Below are 16,112 nucleotides of genomic sequence, written 5' to 3'. Positions count from 1 at the left end.
CACGGGGTCCGGCGAGGCACGTCCTCACCGTGAAGCACCGAGCAAGATCGACACCGACCGGACGAAAGGGGCAGGCCGCCAGTGGACGTTCCGGCTACGCGCTCCGGTCCCGGTGACGCCCCGCTCTCCGACCGCGCGCTGCGCACGCTGCGTGCCCGCTGGCGCACCGCCAGCCTGGCCGCCGGCTGGCGGTTCCCGAGCGACTGGGCGCTGCCCGAGGTCGACGCCGTCTGCGCGGCCGTGATGGCCAAGGGTGGTGCCGAAGCCGCCGAGACCGCGCTGGCCGGGCTGGCCCGGGCCCGGGCGGCGGCGGGCGCGGGGCTCGCGGAAACCCTCGCCGACCTGGCCGCGCTGCACGCGGTGCTCGACCACGGCGGCGACGGGTTCGTCTCGCCGGACGTCGACGCCACGCCGGCCCGGCTGCTCCGGACCACCGCGCTGGCCTGGGCCGACGTCGCCACCGACCAGCTCGTGCACACCGAGGTCACCGACCCGCTGACCGGCCTGCCCTCGGCCGCCTACCTGCGCACCCGGCTCTACGAGATCTACCGGGCCGCCGCCGCGCGCGAGCGGCCGGCCGCCGAGGACCACGTGCTGCTGGTCGTCTCGCTCGACCTCAGCACGGTCACCGGGTTCCCCCGGCTGACCGGGATGATCCTGGTCGCGGACGCGCTGCGGGCGGTCTTCGACAGCGGGCAGAGCGTCGCTTCGCTGGGGACGTCCGTCGTGGCCGCGCTGGTCCCGAAGGACGAGCGGGTCGCTTCGCACGGCGTCGCGCTGCGAAGGGCGTTGCACGAACGGCTTTCCGTCGATTCGCAGCTCGCGGACGCCGGCCGGCCCCGCGTGTCCGCGGTGCGTCTGCCGGCCACCCACGAAATGGCCTGCGACCTGCTGGCCCACCTCGCCCGGGCGTAGAACGCGTGAAAAGTCCGCTTCCGCCCGGACCCTTCTGACCCGGATCGGACGGGCCATGATTTCCTGGTGAGGTGACCCGGACCGTATCCACCGACGTCGACGGCGCAGTCGCGGCCAGATCGCACCACCGCCTGGCCCTGCGGAAGTCACTCGCCCGGCTGTCCGTCCGCCCGCGGTCGATCCTGATTCTCGCGGTGATCCCGCTGGTCGCGGTCGGGTACGGCATCTACGGCTGGCAGCACGACTGGGTGCTGGGCGTCGACAGCGCGGTCTATCGGGCCGGTGCGCTCACGCTGCTGCACGGCGATTCCCTCTACGACGCCAACACGCTGGCCCCCGAGCCGTGGTGGGCGCTGCTGCCGTTCACCTACCCGCCGACGGCGGCGCTGATCTTCGTGCCGCTCGCCGCGTTCCCGACGCAGATCTCCTGGGGCCTGATCACCGCCGTCTCGCTGGCAGCGATGGCGCTCTCGATCCGGATCGCGATCGGCGCGCTGCCCCGCCCGGCCGACGACGGGCCGCGGTGGTGGGCCTCGCCCGCCCGCTCGACCATCGTGTTCTTCCTGGTCTTCCTCGGCCTCGAGCCGGTGTGGCGGACGATCTTCCTCGGCCAGATCAACCTGATCCTGATGGCCATGATCCTGCTGGACATGCTGGTCATCGGCGCGCGGGGGAGCCGCTGGGGCGGCGTGCTGGTCGGTGTCGCGGCGGCGATCAAGCTGACGCCGCTGGTGTTCATCGGGCACCTGTTCATCACCGGCCGCCGCAAGGACGCGCTGCGCGGCTTCGCGACGTTCGTCGTCCTGCAGGGCCTGATGTTCCTCGTCAACGCCCACGACGCGGCGAAGTACTGGACGATCACGCTGCCGGACACCGGCCGGATCGGGCCGGTGCACTGGGCGGGCAACCAGTCGCTGAACGCGCTGATGAACCGGGCCACCGACCTCGCGCCCTGGGCGTCGAAGGCGGCCATGGGCATCGGGTTCCTGCTCGCGATCCCGGCGCTGTGGCTGCTCATGCGGTTCCACCGCAAGGGCCAGGCGCTGGCCGCGGTGCTGGTCACGGCGTTCTGGACGCTGCTGATCTCGCCGATTTCGTGGACGCACCACTGGGTCTGGGTGGTCCCGCTGATCGTGCTGCTGGTGTCACGGCTGCCGAAGACCACCCCGGCGACGGCGTGGAAGCGCTGGGTCGGGACGTTCGCGGTGGCGTTCGTGTTCCTCAGCTGCGTACTGCTGATCCTGCCCAACGGCCGCAACGTCGAGCTGCACTGGAAGGTGTGGCAGAACATCCTGGGGGACGCCTACATCCTGATGCCGGTCGTGCTGGCCGCGGCGCTGGTCCTGCGCTGGGGTCTGCAGCGGCGGGCGCGGAAGAGGGCCGCTCCGGACGAGCATGTCGACGTCGCGACCGGCGTCTGAGGCGCGCACCGGCCGGGTGCTCGCCGGGGTTCTCGCGCTGGCCGTGCTTGCGCTCGGCGTGGTCGTCTGGCTGGCCGGGTGGCACCTGGGCGCGGACAGCGCCGTGTACCGCGCCGGCGCGCTGACGCTGCTGCACGGCGACCCGCTCTACACGCGGGACGTGCTGGTCGCGCTGCCCGACTGGGTGCGGCTGCCGTTCACCTACACGCCGGCCGCCGCGCCGCTGTTCCTGCCGCTCGCGCTGGTGCCGTCCGGCCTGGTCTGGGGCGTGATCGCGTTTTTGTCGGTGGTCGCCCTTATGGTCGTGATCACGGTGGTTTCGTCGTCGCCGGGGGGCTCGTCGCTTCTGGGAAGAAGCTGGTGGGCGCTGCCGGCGGGAACGGCCATCGCGCTGGCGCTGGAACCGGTGTGGAAGACGCTGTTCCTGGGTCAGATCAACTTGATACTGATGGCGTTCGTGGTGCTGGACGTCCTGGTGCTGTCCGCGCGCGACAGTGCTGATGGGCCCTCGGCGGGAAAGCGTGCCTCGGGCCGCCGGTGGGCGGGTGTGCTGATCGGCGTGGCGGCGGCGATCAAGCTGACCCCGCTGATCTTCGTGCCGCACCTGTTCTTCACGGGGAGGTGGAAGGACGGGCTGCGGGCCCTGGGCACCTTCGTGGTGCTCGAAGCGGTGATGTTCGCGGTCATCCCGGTCGACGCGGCGCGGTTCTGGCGGGATTCGGCGACCGACCCGAGCCGGGTCGGGTCGGTGCACTGGATCTTCAACCAGTCGCTCAACGGGCTGGTCAACCGGGCCACCCACCTCGCGCCCTGGTCGCTGGCGGTGGCGGTCGGGGTGGCGGCGGTGCTCGCGGTCCCGGCGGTGTGGCTGGTCGTGCGGCTGCGCCGGCGTGGAGAAGACGCGGCCGCGTTGCTCGTGACGGCGTTCTATGGGCTCCTCCTGTCACCGGTGTCGTGGTCGCACCACTGGGTCTGGTGCGTGCCCTTGCTCACGCTGCTGGTGGTGAAGGCGCGGTGGTGGGCCGCGGCGGCGGTCGCGCTGCTGTTCGTCTCGCAGATCGTGATGCTGGTGCCCAACGGCGGCGACACGGAGTTCGGCTGGGGGCTGGGCTGGTCGGTCCTCGGCAACGTCTACGTCCTCGCGGCGGCGGGCGGGATCCTCGGCCTGGCGGCGCGTGAGCTACGCCTGGTCCGGCGGTCACCGCAGGTCGTCACCGTTTAGTCTGAGCGGGCTATGGACAAAAACACCGGTCTGCCCGTCGTGGGCATGGTGGGCGGCGGCCAGCTGGCCCGGATGACCCACCAGGCGGCGATCTCCCTCGGCCAGTCCCTGCGCGTGCTCGCGGCGGGGGAGAACGAAGCCGCGGGGCTCGTCGCGGGCGACGTCGTGCTGGGGCACCACACCGACCTCGACGCGCTGCGGAAGTTCGCGGCGTCGGTCGACGTGGTCACGTTCGACCACGAGCACGTGCCGGGTGAGCACCTGCTGACGCTGGCGATGGAGGGCTACGTCATCCGGCCGGCTCCGTCAGCGCTGGGCTTCGCGCAGAACAAGCTGGTGATGCGCGAGATGATGGCGGGCCTCGGCGTGCCGGGCCCGGCCTTCACCGAGGTGTCCACTGTGGACGACGTGGTGAAGTTCGGCGGCGAGCACGGCTGGCCGGTGGTGCTCAAGGCGTCGACCGGCGGGTACGACGGCCGCGGTGTCTGGATGCTGGACACCGCGCGGCACGCGCGCGAAACCGTGCCGGAGCTGCTGGAGGCAGGCACGGCGCTGCTCGTCGAGGAGAAGGTGGCGATGCGGCGGGAGCTGGCCGCGCTCGTCGCCCGCTCGCCCTTCGGCCAGGGCGCGGCCTATCCGGTGGTCGAGACGGTGCAGACCGGCGGCATCAACACCGAGGTGCTGGCCCCGGCGCCGGGGCTGTCGCCCGAGCGGGTGCACGAGGCGCAGGACCTCGCACTGCGGATCGCGTCGACGCTGGACGTCACCGGCCTGCTGGCGGTGGAGCTGTTCGAGACGGACACCGGCCTGCTGGTCAACGAGCTCGCGATGCGCCCGCACAACTCCGGGCACTGGACCATGGACGGTGCGCGCACGTCGCAGTTCGAGCAGCACCTGCGGGCGGTGCTCGACTACCCGCTGGGCCGGACGGACCTGATCGCGCCGGCGTGCGTGATGGCGAACGTGCTGGGCGCGCCGGAGCTGCCCGAGATGGGGCCGGACGAGCGGCTGCACCACCTGTTCGCCCGGTACCCGGAGGTGCGGGTGCACCTCTACGGCAAGCAGGAGCGGCCGGGGCGCAAGCTCGGGCACGTCAACTTCACCGGCGACCGCATGGACGACCTGCGCAACCGCGCGCTGCTCTCGGCGCACTGGCTGTCCCACGCCGTCTGGCTCGACGGCTACGAAATCCACTAGGAGATCAGGTATGGCGCCGCAGGTGGGCGTGATCATGGGCAGCGACTCGGACTGGCCGACCCTCGAGGCGGCCGGTGCGGCGCTGGACGAGTTCGGCGTCGAGTACGAGGTCGGCGTCTACTCGGCGCACCGCACCCCGCAGCGCATGCTGGACTACGCGACGTCGGCGGTGGCGCGCGGCATCCGCGTGATCATCGCGGGCGCGGGTGGCGCGGCCCACCTGCCGGGCATGGTCGCCTCGGCGACGGTGCTGCCGGTGATCGGCGTCCCGGTCCCGCTGAAGTACCTGGACGGCCTGGACTCGCTGCTGTCGATCGTCCAGATGCCGGCGGGTGTCCCGGTGGCGACGGTCTCGGTGGGCGGCGCGCGCAACGCGGGCCTGCTGGCGGTCCGGATCCTGGCGGCGTCCGACGAGGGCCTGCGCTCGAAGATGGCGACCTTCCAGCAGGACCTGGAGAAGCTGGTCCTGGACAAGGACGCGGCCCTGCGGGCGAAGACCGGCCACTAGCGGTCACCACGGCACGGTCTTGCCCTCGCGGTCCAGGAACTCGAGGCCGGGGCGGCCCCGCTTCGCGAGCAGGACGTCGACCACCTTCGGCACGGTTTCCGCCATGGTGAACGGCGCGTCCGGCCCGCCCAGGGCGGTGCGGATCCAGCCGGGTGCCACGAGGACCAGCGCGCGCCCGGTCTCGGCCTGCCGCGCCGCGAAGCTGCGCATGAACATGTTCAGCGCCGCTTTGCTGCCGCGGTAGACCTCGCGCGAGCCGGCCGTGTTGTTCGTGATGCTGCCCTGCCCGGACGACATCGCGCCGATGAGCCCGTCGGTGGGCACGAGGTCCTGGAGCGCCTCGATGACGCGCATCGGGCTGAGCGCGTTGGTGACCATGACGTCGACGAAATCGGCGCTGGACACCTCGCCGATCGGTGTCCCGGGGTTGTTCGTGGTGCCCGCGTTGACGAAGAGCAGGTCGAGCCGGCGGCCGGCGAGCCGTGCGCGCAGGGGCGGCAGCTGGTCGGGCTCGGTGATGTCGAGGTGCTCGACCTCGACCCGGCCGTCCGAGACGTCGGCCAGGTCGTGCAGGGGCGTCCGGGCGTCCGGGTCGCGGACCGTGCCGATCACGTGCCAGCCGCGGTCGGAGAGTTCGGTGGCGATCGCGTGACCGAGTCCGCGCGAGGCCCCGATGATGAGGGCGGTGTTCATGTCTGTTCCTTCGGTCGGGTGCGCTCCGAGTCTGTCCGCGCGGCCGTCGATCGCGCCCGTCCTAAGGGCTGATTTGTAGGATTGCCTCGATCAGAGGAGCGTCGATGGCCGAATCCGTCACTGTGCAGCCCGACGACGTGCGTCTCATCCGCGCGCTCCAGGTCGCTCCGCGGGCCTCGTTCGCGGCGATCGCGGCCGTGCTCGGCGTCACCGAGAACGCGGTCGGCCGTCGCTATCGGCGGCTTCGGGCCGAGGGCGTCCTGCGCGTCGCCGGCATCGTCGACCCGGGGGCGCTGGGCCAGAGCAAGTGGCTGGTGCGGCTGCGGTGCCGTCCCGGGAGCGTCGCGGCGATCGCCGACGCCCTCGCCAAGCGCGACGACGTCAGCTGGGTGGGGCTCTGCGCCGGGGGCTCCGAGATCGGGTTCGCGATCCGGTCCCGGACCCGGCAGGAGCGGGACGACCTGCTCGGTCAGCAGCTGCCGCGGACCGCGGCCGTCCTCGACATCCACGCGTCCGCGATGCTGCGCCAGTTCGTCGGCGGCCGCGGGCACTACTGGGCCGCGCTGCGGGGCACGCTGACTCCCGAGCAGGAGACGATGCTCGGGAGCGAAGGGGCGCCGTTCACGGAAGCCCCGGTCGTGGCCCGCGAGCCCGTGCGGCTCACCGCCGAAGACGAGAAGCTGCTCGACGTCCTGGCCACGGACGGCCGCGCCGCCCTGGTCGACCTCGCCGCGGCGGCCGGCCTGACGCCCGGCCGCGCCTCGCGCCGGCTGGAGGCGCTGCTGCGGCGGCGCGTCGTCCACATCGACGTCGAGATCGCTGCCGCGGCGCTGGGCTACCACGCCCGGGCGAACCTCTGGCTGCGCGTGCACCCGGCGGCGGTCAAGGACGTCGGGCGCACGCTCGCGCGGGAACCCGAAATCGCCTTCGCCGCGGCGGTTTCCGGGCCGCACAACGTCCACGCCGTCGCGCACTGCCGGGACCTCGACGAACTGTTCGAGTTCACTTCGGACCGGATCGGCTCGCTGCCCGGGCTGCAGAGCCTGGAGGTCTCCCCGCTGCTCAAGCACGTCAAGCAGGCCGGCACGCTCCTGTCCGGCGACCGGCTAGCCGGGCAGTTCGCCGATCAGCTGCTGCCGTAGCTCCCGCTTGAGCACCTTCCCGGCGGCCGACACAGGGATCTGCTCGACCACGCGCACCTCCCGCAACCGCTTGTAGGGCAGCACCTTCTCGTTGACCGCGGCCATCAGCTCGGCCGGGTCGAGGTCCCCGCGCGGCACCACGAACGCGACCGGGAGCTCGCCGACGTCGGTGTCGGGCCGGCCCACCACGGCCGCCGCCGCGACGCCGGGCATCGTGATCAGCAGCTCCTCGAGCTCGCGGGGAAAGACGTTGTACCCCTTGTACAGCAGCATGTCCTTCTTGCGGTCCACGATGGACAGGTAGCCGTCCGCGTCGAGGATGCCGACGTCGCCGGTGTGGAGCCAGCCGTCGACCAGGGCGGCCGCCGTCTCCTCCGGGCGGTTGCGGTAGCCGAGCATGATCTGCGGCCCGCGCAGGCAGACCTCGCCCTTCTCGCCCGCCGGGAGCGGGTCTTCGCCGCCCTCGGCCGGGACGACCTTGACCTCGGTGTCGAAGATCGGCACGCCGACCGAGCCGACCTTGCGCGTGCCCGAGCGGTACGTCGGGGAGATGACCGCGCCCATGGTCGCCTCGGTGAGGCCGTAGCCCTCGGTGACCACCACGCCCGGGAACCGCTCGCGCAGCGCGGTGATCATCGCGTGGTTCATCGGCGCGGCCCCCGAGCCGATCGAGCGCACCGACGAGAGGTCCGCGGTGTGGAACGACGGTGTCGCGAGCAGCGCGGCGAACAGCGCGGGCGCGCCGCCGATGCCGGTGATGCGCAGCCGCTCGGCGTCGGCGACGTAGGCCGGCGGGTCGAAGCGCGAGTGCAGGACGATCGTCGTGCCGGCGATCACCGCTGCGTTCAGGCCGCCGATGATGCCCATCGCGTGGAACCACGGTGTCAGGTTGATCGCGACGCCGGTGCCCAGGCGCGTCGGCCACTCGTCCTCGCTGCCGACCTGGTCGAGGGTGATGTCGCCGTGCTCGTCGAGCGCCGGCACCGAGCCGCTGCCCCAGCACGCGTGCTGCAGGGTGTTGATCACGACGTTGCGGTGCGACAGCCGCACGCCCTTCGAGCGGCCGGTGGTGCCGCCGGTGTAGGCGAGGTGCGCGAGGTCCTCGTGGATCGCTGTGTCGGCCTCGGGGCGCGTCTCCGGCCGGCCGGCCTGGAACGCCTCGAACTCGAAGCCGCCCTCGGGCAGGTCGCCGGTGGGGTCGACGACGACGGTGAGCCGCGCCGGGATCCGGTCGGCGACGCTCGCCAGCGCGCCCGCGACCGGGCCGAACGTCACGACGGCGGCGGCCTCGCAGTCGGCGAGCTGGAAGGCGAGGTCGTCCGGCGGGAGCAGCGGGTTGGCCGGGCTGAAGGTCGCCCCGGCCAGCAGCGTGCCGTAGTAGGCGACCGGGAAGGCCAGGCAGTTCGGCAGGTGCAGCGCCACGACGTCGCCGCGGCCCACGCCCTGCGCCCGCAGTGCGTGGGCGAAGCGGCAGGCCGCGCGGTAGGTCTCGGTGAAGGTGAGGCTGCGGCCGTCGTGGGCGAAGGCGGTCCGGTCACCCCAGCGGGCGGCGCCCGCGGCGATGAGCGAACCGACGGGGACTTCGGGGTAGTCGAGGGAGGCGGGCAAACCGGGCGGCGTCGTCGGCGCGGTGAGCGGCATCACCCGACGGTACGAGTTCTGCGGTCAACGACACAAGGACGAGGGCGGACGCGCGCAGTGAACGAGCGCTAACATCGATGGAACTCTCCCGACGTCGTAGAGAAGGTGACCGGAAGTGACCGACGGCCTGTACCAGCTTGCCGAGGAGCACGAGGAGCTGCGGGCCGCGGTCCGGGCCCTGGCCGAGAAGGAGATCGCGCCGTACGCGGCCGAGGTCGACGAGAACGAGCGCTACCCGATCGAGGCGTACAACGCGCTGGTCAAGTCCGGGTTCAACGCCGTTCACATCGGCGAGGAGTACGACGGCCAGGGCGCGGACGCCGTGGGCGCCTGCATCGTGATCGAAGAGGTCGCGCGGGTCGACGCGTCGGCGTCGCTGATCCCGGCGGTCAACAAGCTCGGCACGCAGCCGATCATCCTGTCCGGCTCGGAGAGCGTGAAGAAGCTGGTGCTGCCGTCGATCGCGTCGGGCGAGGCTTCGGCGTCGTACGCGCTTTCGGAGCGCGAAGCGGGCTCGGACACGGCGTCGATGCGGGCGCGCGCCCGGCTCGACGGCGACCACTGGGTGCTCAACGGCACCAAGTGCTGGATCACCAACGCGGGCGAGTCGTCCTGGTACACCGTGATGGCCGTGACCGACCCCGACGCGGAGAAGAAGGCCAACGGCATCTCGGCGTTCGTCGTGCACAAGGACGACCCGGGCTTCTCGGTGGGCCCGAAGGAGAAGAAGCTCGGCATCAAGGGCTCCCCGACGCGCGAGATCTACTTCGAGAACTGCACGATCCCCGAGGACCGCATCATCGGCGAGCCCGGCACCGGTCTGAAGACGGCGCTGCGCACGCTGGACCACACCCGCCCGACGATCGGCGCACAGGCGCTGGGCATCGCCCAGGGCGCGCTCGACGCGGCGGTGGCGTACGTGAAGGACCGCAAGCAGTTCGGCAAGTCGATCGCCGAGTTCCAGGGCGTCCAGTTCATGCTGGCCGACATGGGCACCAAGATCGAGGCGGCCCGCCACCTGGTGTACGCCTCGGCGGCGGCATCCGAGCGCGGCGACAAGCGCGCGGGTTTCATGGCCTCGGCGGCGAAGACGTACGCGTCCGACATCGCCATGGAGGTGACGACGGACGCGGTCCAGCTGTTCGGCGGCGCCGGCTACACCCGCGACTTCCCGGTGGAGCGCATGATGCGCGACGCGAAGATCACGCAGATCTACGAAGGCACCAACCAGATCCAGAAGGTCGTCATGGCCCGGGCCCTGCTCAAGGGCTGACCAGGCGTACCCGACCCGACGGCCCCCGGCGCGACCACCGCGCCGGGGGCCGTTTCGTGTGTCGGGGGCAAACCGCCGGCCCGAGACGAGCCAGGCCCCCGAGTCGGAAAACCTGGCTACCCGCGCCCAGCCCTCTTGACGGCGAGGTCGCTCTCGGAACTTTTGTCATCCCCATGAGTGCCACTCAGGCGGTTCCGTGTCACTCATAGCAGGTCAACCGCCGACAGAAAATCACTCACCAGGGGGAGTGACCGGACAAGTTACCCGCGCGTTAACTCATCGGTGACGCGGATCACCATCGGTTCACAGAGAGGTGAAACGGATGGGCGCAACGACGCGCAGGTGGCTCACGGCGGCCGCCGCCACGATGACCGCACTCGTGCTGGGGGCCGGGACGGGCCAGGCAGCCGAAAAGGAACCCACCGGGCCCGTGCAGCCCAACATCCTCACGGCCGCCCTCTACTCACTCGGCGCACCGACCATCGCGCCACCCGGGGCGAACGACTGGAACTGCAAGCCCAGCGACCAGCACCCCAACCCCGTGCTGCTCTCCAACGGCACCACCGCCAACGCCTACGAGAACTGGGCCAACCTCTCGCAGAAGCTCGCCAACGCCGGCTACTGCGTCTTCGCCGGCAACTTCGGCGGGGCGCCCGGGAGCTTCCTGCAGACCGTCGGGCCCGTCGCCGACACCACGAAAGCGCTTGCCGCCTTCGGGGACAAGGTCCTCCAGGCGACCGGCGCCAAGAAGCTCGACGTCGTCGGGCACTCGCAGGGCGGGATGAACGTCCGGTACTGGATCAAGTACCTCGGCGGTGCCGACAAGATCAGCCGGCTCGTCGGGCTGTCGCCGTCCAACCACGGGACCGACCTCTTCGGGCTGCTCAGCACGCTCGAAATGATCCCCGGCGTCCCGGCCGCACTCGGGACCGTCTGCCAGGCGTGCAACGAGCAGGCCGTCGGCTCGGCCTTCCTCACCGACCTCAACGCCGGCGGCGAAACCGTCGACGGCATCCAGTACACCGTCATCCAGACCCGCTACGACGACGTCGTGACGCCCTACACCAGTGCCTTCCTCGCGCCGAAGCCGAACGTCAAGAACATCCTGCTGCAGAACGTCTGCGGGCTCGACTTCACCGACCACCTCGGCATCACCTACGACCCCGTCGCCGAGGGGCTGGTGCTCAACGCGCTCGACCCGGCCCACGCCAAGACGCCGCCCTGCGTGCCGGTGCCGCCCGTGATCAGCGGGCAGATCGGCTGACCTTCGCCACATGAGACATAACCCACCGCCGGGGCGGATTTCCGCTCCGGCGGTGTCACGCTCGAAGCATGTACTGGCCGGTTCCGGCGTCCTGGACGCCCCACGACGAAGCCGAGCTGGTCGCCGGCTGGCGGCTGTGGCTCGAGCTGTCCGACCGCGCCTGGCCGACGGCCGCCTGGGATGGCACCCCGGCGGATGCCGTCCGCCGGCTGCGGGAACTCTTGACCGCGTGTGACGACATCGAGACGGCGTACCGCGAGAGCGCGGCAGAGCCGTCGCCCGGGTTCCGGCGCCTCGTCCAGGGACTCGTCGTCACGGCGAGCACGGCGATCGGGCTGTGGTGGGACGACTTCGACCAGCTCGACAGCGAACGCGCGGCCCTGCTGCACGACGACCTCGCGCGCTTCGCCGAGCAAGCGGAGCAGGTGCTGAGGCTGCTCGCGGCCAACGGGGGCTGGACCGGGCTCGACGAGGCCCGCCGCCGGCCCGCCTAGGGTCCGGGGTACGCCGCCGACTCCGACCAGGAGTCGACCGGTCGCGCATCCATGTCGCAATCGGGCCGGCACCGCCCGGGATTGGGCCGCATGGCCCAGCCGACTGCGGTCCGGAGTGGGTACCCGGAGGGCATGAACCGGACATCAGAAGGCGTGCACCGGACCGAGGCCAACGCCGAAAGAGGCGAAAAGAGCGACACGGCGCAGCTGCTCGGCCGGGTCGGCATGGCCTGCTACGGCGTCGTCCACCTCGTCATCGCCTACCTCGCCCTGCAGGTCGCCTTCGGCGACAGCGAGCAGGCCGACCAGAAGGGCGCCCTGCAGCAGATCGGCTCGACGGCGTTCGGCCAGGTCCTGCTCTGGGTCATCGCCATCGGGCTGGTCCTGTTCGGGCTCTGGCAGTTCCTGATGGCCGCCACCGGCTACGAGTGGGTCAGCGGCGGGAAGCGGACGCGCAAGCGGATCGGCGCCGTCGCGCGCGGGGTCGTCGTGATCGTGCTCGGTTTCACCGCCTTCCGGATCGCCACCGGCAGCGGGGGCGGCGGCTCGGGCAACCAGAGCCAGCAGGAGTTCACCGCCAAGCTGCTGACCCTGCCGTTCGGGCCGGCGCTGGTGGTCATCGCCGCCGTGGCCGTCCTCGGCGTGGCGATCGCCGCCGGGGTGAAGGGCGTGAAGAAGAAGTTCCTCGAAGACCTGAACACGACCGAGCTGCCGGGCAAGACCAAGCGCTGGGTCGGCTGGCTGGGCATGACGGGGTACCTCGCCAAGGGCGTCGTCTTCACCGTGGTCGCGATCCTGCTGGCCATCGCCGGGTTCGATTCCGACGCGCACAAGGCCGGCGGGCTGGACGCCGCGCTCAAGACGCTCGCCGCCCAGCCCTTCGGCACCGCGCTGCTGACCGTCGTGGCCCTCGGCCTGGCCGCCTTCGGCGCCTACTGCTTCGCCGCGGCCTGGGCCCACAAGCGCTAACGCCGGGCCACCTGCGCGAGGTATTCCTTGCGGTCCAACGGGTTCTGGCCGGTCCGCGGCCGCGTGGGCGGCGGGCCGGGGCAAGGACGGTAGTCCTCGAACTCGCTGAGGAAGACGCCCTCGCCCTGACTGAGCGCCGGCAGGGCCTGCTCGAACGCGTGGACGTGCTCCGCCGGGATCGTGCCGTGCAGCGTGCACGACGACGCCCCGATGACCGGTTCGCCGGGCACCGCGCGCAGCTCCGCGAGCTTGAGCAGCACCGCGCTGACGGCGTTCGCCGGGACCTCCAGCTCGAAGCGGTGCACCGGCTCGTGCACCCGCGTGCCGGCCTGCTTCAGCGCCGCCATCAGCACCAGCGGCGTCATCTTGCGGAAGTCGCCCGCGGCGCTGAGCGGACTGAAGAACGCCGTGTGCGTCAGCGTGACGGCGACGTCCAGCACCTCCCAGCCGTGCAACCCCTGCTCGAGCGTGGTGTGGACGGTCTCCTCGATGGCCTTGTGGAACGCGAGCGGCAGCGAGCCCAGCTCGACCGAGAGCCCGAACGTGACGCCGGGGCCGGGTTCCACCCGCAGCCCGACCGTCGCGAAGAAGTACAGCCGCTGCTCCGGATCCAGCTCCTCCACGGCCTCACCGCGGCCGACCGGCTTCTCGACGTACAGGGTGCGCGTCCGCTCGAAGGTGACGTCGATGCCGGCGCCGTCGGCCAGCAGCGAGCGCAGCACCTCCTTCTGCACTTCGCCGTAGAGCCGCACCGAAATGTCGTGGCCGTGGCGGCGGACGTCGATCAGCGGGTCCTCCTCGGACAGCCGGGTCAGCGCCGTGAACAACGCCGCCGCCTGCTCGGGCCGGACCGGCCGCACCACCGTCTCCAGGCTCGGGGGCGCGAACACGCCGTCGCGCGCGGTGCCGGGGGAGCCGAGCCGGTCGCCGATGCGGACGTCGCGCAGGCCGCGTACCCGGGCGACATCGCCGGCCAGTGCCACGTCGTCCCCGGTGACCTCGATCGCCGTGACCCGGCCGGTGAGCTCGGTTTCCCCGCGGTAGAAGGAGATCCGCTGTCGCGGGGCCAGTGACCCGGAGTGCAGGCGCGCGTAGGCGATCTTCTCCCCGGCGCGGCCGCGATCGATCTTGAACACCGTTGCGTGCAGCGGTCCGTCGCCGGTGCGCTCGGCGGCCGGGAGCAGCTCGGCCATCGCCGTGACGAGGCCGGCGACGCCGGCGCCGGTGATCGCCGAGCCGGACAGCACCGGGTGCAGCGCGCCGCGCGCCACCTGCCGGGCCAGCTCGGTGCGGCATCCGGGCTCGTCGACCCGGCCCTCCACATAGGACTCCAGGAACGCGTCGTCGCCGTCGGCCAGCAGCTCGGCCAGCTCGTCGGACGCGGTGGCGGCGTTCAGGGCGATCGCGCGCGGCGCCAGCTTCGCGCGGATCTCGTCGAGCAGGTCACGCGCGCCCGGCCGGTCGATCTTGTTGACGAAGATCAGGGTGGGGATGCCGAGCCGGCGCAGGGTGCGCATCAGCACGCGGGTCTGGGCCTGGACGCCTTCGACGGCGGACACCACCAGCACGGCCCCGTCGAGCACGCGCAGGGCGCGCTCGACCTCGGCGATGAAGTCCGAGTGACCCGGGGTGTCGATCAGGGTGATCCGGGTGTCGCCGGTCGTGAACGAGACCACCGCGGAGCGGATGGTGATGCCGCGACGGCGTTCGAGCTCGAGGGAGTCGGTCTGGGTGTCGCCGCGGTCGACGCTGCCGAGGTGGTCGATCGCGCCCGCTTCGAAGAGCAGGCGTTCGGTCAGGCTGGTCTTACCGGCGTCGACGTGCGCGAGAATGCCGATGTTCAGGGTTTTCACGGTCGTGGGAGATCCTTTGTGATGCGGGTGACAGGCCGGGCGGAACGGTCTGTCGGCGCATCGGGGTCTCCTCACGGTCGTGGACGCAGGTCAGGGCGAAGGTAGCTCCCGCCCCGGCGGCGGCCAACCGAATTTCGTCCCTGTCGGTTCCCTGTCGATCACCCTCCGGAGCTGGGGACGGCGGTACCGGGTGCCCTACTTTGGGTCGGGTCAGTTGAAACTTCACCTACCGGGGAGCTGAAACCGGATGTTCGGACGATTCAAGGACGTGGCCCTGCTGCTGGGGAGGATCGGCGTCGCGGTCGTCTTCCTCGCGCACGGGCTCCAGAAGTGGAACAACGGCATCGGCGGCACGGCGAAGTTCTTCGAGATGACCGGCATCCCGCTGCCCACGGCCGCCGCGGTCTTCGCGATGACCGTCGAGATCCTCGGCTCCGTCGCGTTCATCGCCGGGTTCCTGATGCCGCTGGTCGGCATCGGGTACGTCGTGATCTCCGTCGGCGCGCTGCTCTCGGTGCACATCGACAACGGCCTGACCGGCCAGGGCGGCTACGAGCTGGTGCTGGTGCTCGCGCTCGCCGGGCTCGCCCTCGGCTTCAACGGCGGCCGGCTTTCGCTCGACCACCTGCTGTGGGGCCGTCGCCGCCCCCGCCGCGACACCGAGGTCGGCGAGCTGCAGAACGCCTGAGGGCAAAAGCCGTGAAGGCCTCCTTACCGGCGCTAAGAGCCGGGAAGGAGGCCTTCACGGCATTCAGGCGGGGAGGTCGGCCGTGGTGCGCTCCGCGTCGCGGCGGGCGGCGAGCTTGGCCTGGTCCGCGTTGCTCACGTGGACCAGGTGGGCGCCCGCGGCCAGGGGGACGAGCAGGCCGTCGAGGATGCCCTCCGGTCCGCTCCAGTCCCGGGTGGACAACACGCGGTCGTCCGCGGTGAGGCCGAGTTTCGCCGCGCGGGCGCGGGCTTCCGCCAGCACCTCGTCCACAGTGGACTCGAACAGCGCGGGCGTGTCACCCGGGATCGGGAACAGCGGGCTGTACTGGTCGCCCGCCGCGCGGGACTCCGACAGGTAGTCGAACGCGCCGCCGCCCGGCGGCTCGGCCAGCCCGCGGCCCATCGGGTCGAGCGTGACGACCGCGGTCGCCGTGGCGCCGGTCGGCTCCGGGTCGTCCGGCCCGACGAACGCCACCCGCGCGCCCGCGCCTTCGGTCACGACGCGCGCCCCGCACCACCACGCCCCGAGCAGCACGCCGACGGTCTGCCAGTGCGCCGGGAGCTGCACGGCCACGGCGTCGCCCGGTTCGACGTCGAACTCTTCGGTCAGCCAGTTGGCCGTTTTCGCCGCCCAGTTGGCGGTCGTCGCCACGGACAGCTCGACGCGGCTGCCCAGTTGGTCGTCGTAGTGGGTGATCAACGGTTTGGCGGGCGAGGCCAGCAGCGGGCGCAGCAGCTCGTCGGTCAGGCTCATGTGGACAAGGCTAAAGCGCGGACCACGCGCTTCGCCGGTTGACACCGCATCCTCGGGC

15 protein-coding genes are annotated in these 16,112 nt (G+C 71.6%); 11 read left to right on the top strand and 4 right to left on the bottom strand.

Going from position 1 to position 16,112, the window contains the following annotated elements:
• Positions 1-81 precede the first annotated feature (81 nt).
• From QRX60_RS06350 to purE, 5 genes are all read left to right on the top strand, one after another.
• Entirely contained in the window at positions 82-915 is an 834-nt protein-coding gene (locus tag QRX60_RS06350; RefSeq protein WP_285999865.1) for a GGDEF domain-containing protein, read from the top strand.
• A gap of 71 nt (positions 916-986) precedes the next feature.
• Entirely contained in the window at positions 987-2,336 is a 1,350-nt protein-coding gene (locus QRX60_RS06345; protein ID WP_285999864.1) for a glycosyltransferase 87 family protein, read from the top strand.
• On the top strand, positions 2,311-3,558 hold the full coding sequence (locus QRX60_RS06340) for a glycosyltransferase 87 family protein (RefSeq protein ID WP_285999863.1): 1,248 nt from the start codon (positions 2,311-2,313) through the stop codon (positions 3,556-3,558). The genes QRX60_RS06345 and QRX60_RS06340 overlap by 26 nt, the downstream gene beginning before the upstream one ends.
• Positions 3,559-3,570: 12 nt before the next feature.
• Positions 3,571-4,755, top strand: coding sequence for a 5-(carboxyamino)imidazole ribonucleotide synthase (locus QRX60_RS06335; protein ID WP_285999862.1), 1,185 nt, complete (start codon positions 3,571-3,573; stop codon positions 4,753-4,755).
• A gap of 10 nt (positions 4,756-4,765) precedes the next feature.
• Positions 4,766-5,263, top strand: coding sequence for a 5-(carboxyamino)imidazole ribonucleotide mutase (purE, locus tag QRX60_RS06330; protein ID WP_285999861.1), 498 nt, complete (start codon positions 4,766-4,768; stop codon positions 5,261-5,263).
• 3 nt (positions 5,264-5,266) lie between these two features.
• Here purE and QRX60_RS06325 read toward each other — a convergent pair whose 3' ends face one another.
• Positions 5,267-5,956, bottom strand: coding sequence for an SDR family NAD(P)-dependent oxidoreductase (locus QRX60_RS06325; RefSeq protein ID WP_285999860.1), 690 nt, complete (start codon positions 5,954-5,956; stop codon positions 5,267-5,269).
• A 104-nt stretch (positions 5,957-6,060) separates the two neighbouring features.
• Here QRX60_RS06325 and QRX60_RS06320 point away from each other — a divergent pair, with 104 nt between their 5' ends.
• Positions 6,061-7,098: an Lrp/AsnC family transcriptional regulator gene (locus QRX60_RS06320; protein WP_285999859.1), complete on the top strand. Its 1,038-nt coding sequence runs from the start codon at positions 6,061-6,063 to the stop codon at positions 7,096-7,098.
• Here QRX60_RS06320 and QRX60_RS06315 read toward each other — a convergent pair.
• Positions 7,063-8,739: a class I adenylate-forming enzyme family protein gene (locus QRX60_RS06315; protein WP_285999858.1), complete on the bottom strand. Its 1,677-nt coding sequence runs from the start codon at positions 8,737-8,739 to the stop codon at positions 7,063-7,065. The genes QRX60_RS06320 and QRX60_RS06315 overlap by 36 nt on opposite strands.
• A gap of 115 nt (positions 8,740-8,854) precedes the next feature.
• Here QRX60_RS06315 and QRX60_RS06310 point away from each other — a divergent pair, with 115 nt between their 5' ends.
• The 4 genes from QRX60_RS06310 (at position 8,855) to QRX60_RS06295 (ending at position 12,739) form a co-directional block, all read left to right on the top strand.
• Complete coding sequence (locus QRX60_RS06310) at positions 8,855-10,012, top strand: acyl-CoA dehydrogenase family protein (RefSeq protein ID WP_285999857.1); 1,158 nt, start codon at positions 8,855-8,857, stop codon at positions 10,010-10,012.
• A 322-nt stretch (positions 10,013-10,334) separates the two neighbouring features.
• Positions 10,335-11,276: an esterase/lipase family protein gene (locus QRX60_RS06305; RefSeq protein ID WP_285999856.1), complete on the top strand. Its 942-nt coding sequence runs from the start codon at positions 10,335-10,337 to the stop codon at positions 11,274-11,276.
• Positions 11,277-11,344: 68 nt separating this feature from the next.
• The gene (locus tag QRX60_RS06300; RefSeq protein ID WP_285999855.1) at positions 11,345-11,770 is read left to right on the top strand and encodes a hypothetical protein; all 426 of its coding nucleotides are present in this window, start codon (positions 11,345-11,347) and stop codon (positions 11,768-11,770) included.
• Between the two features lie 153 nt (positions 11,771-11,923).
• The gene (locus tag QRX60_RS06295) at positions 11,924-12,739 is read left to right on the top strand and encodes a DUF1206 domain-containing protein (RefSeq protein ID WP_286003516.1); all 816 of its coding nucleotides are present in this window, start codon (positions 11,924-11,926) and stop codon (positions 12,737-12,739) included.
• Here QRX60_RS06295 and QRX60_RS06290 read toward each other — a convergent pair.
• The gene (locus tag QRX60_RS06290) at positions 12,736-14,592 is read right to left on the bottom strand and encodes an elongation factor G (RefSeq protein WP_285999854.1); all 1,857 of its coding nucleotides are present in this window, start codon (positions 14,590-14,592) and stop codon (positions 12,736-12,738) included. The two genes, QRX60_RS06295 and QRX60_RS06290, sit on opposite strands and share 4 nt — an antisense overlap.
• A 247-nt stretch (positions 14,593-14,839) precedes the next feature.
• Between QRX60_RS06290 and QRX60_RS06285 the strand changes: the two genes are divergently transcribed.
• Positions 14,840-15,280 (top strand): DoxX family protein, encoded by a 441-nt coding sequence (locus tag QRX60_RS06285; RefSeq protein WP_285999853.1) that lies wholly within the window; start codon positions 14,840-14,842, stop codon positions 15,278-15,280.
• Between the two features lie 63 nt (positions 15,281-15,343).
• Here the strand turns inward: QRX60_RS06285 and QRX60_RS06280 are convergent, their stop codons facing one another.
• The gene (locus tag QRX60_RS06280; RefSeq protein ID WP_285999852.1) at positions 15,344-16,054 is read right to left on the bottom strand and encodes a TIGR03089 family protein; all 711 of its coding nucleotides are present in this window, start codon (positions 16,052-16,054) and stop codon (positions 15,344-15,346) included.
• Positions 16,055-16,112: the final 58 nt, after the last annotated feature.

The organism is Amycolatopsis mongoliensis (assembly GCF_030285665.1).
Lineage (GTDB): Bacteria > Actinomycetota > Actinomycetes > Mycobacteriales > Pseudonocardiaceae > Amycolatopsis > Amycolatopsis mongoliensis.
The sequence above is the reverse complement of the archived record's forward strand: the minus strand, read 5'-3'. Positions and strand labels throughout refer to the sequence as shown.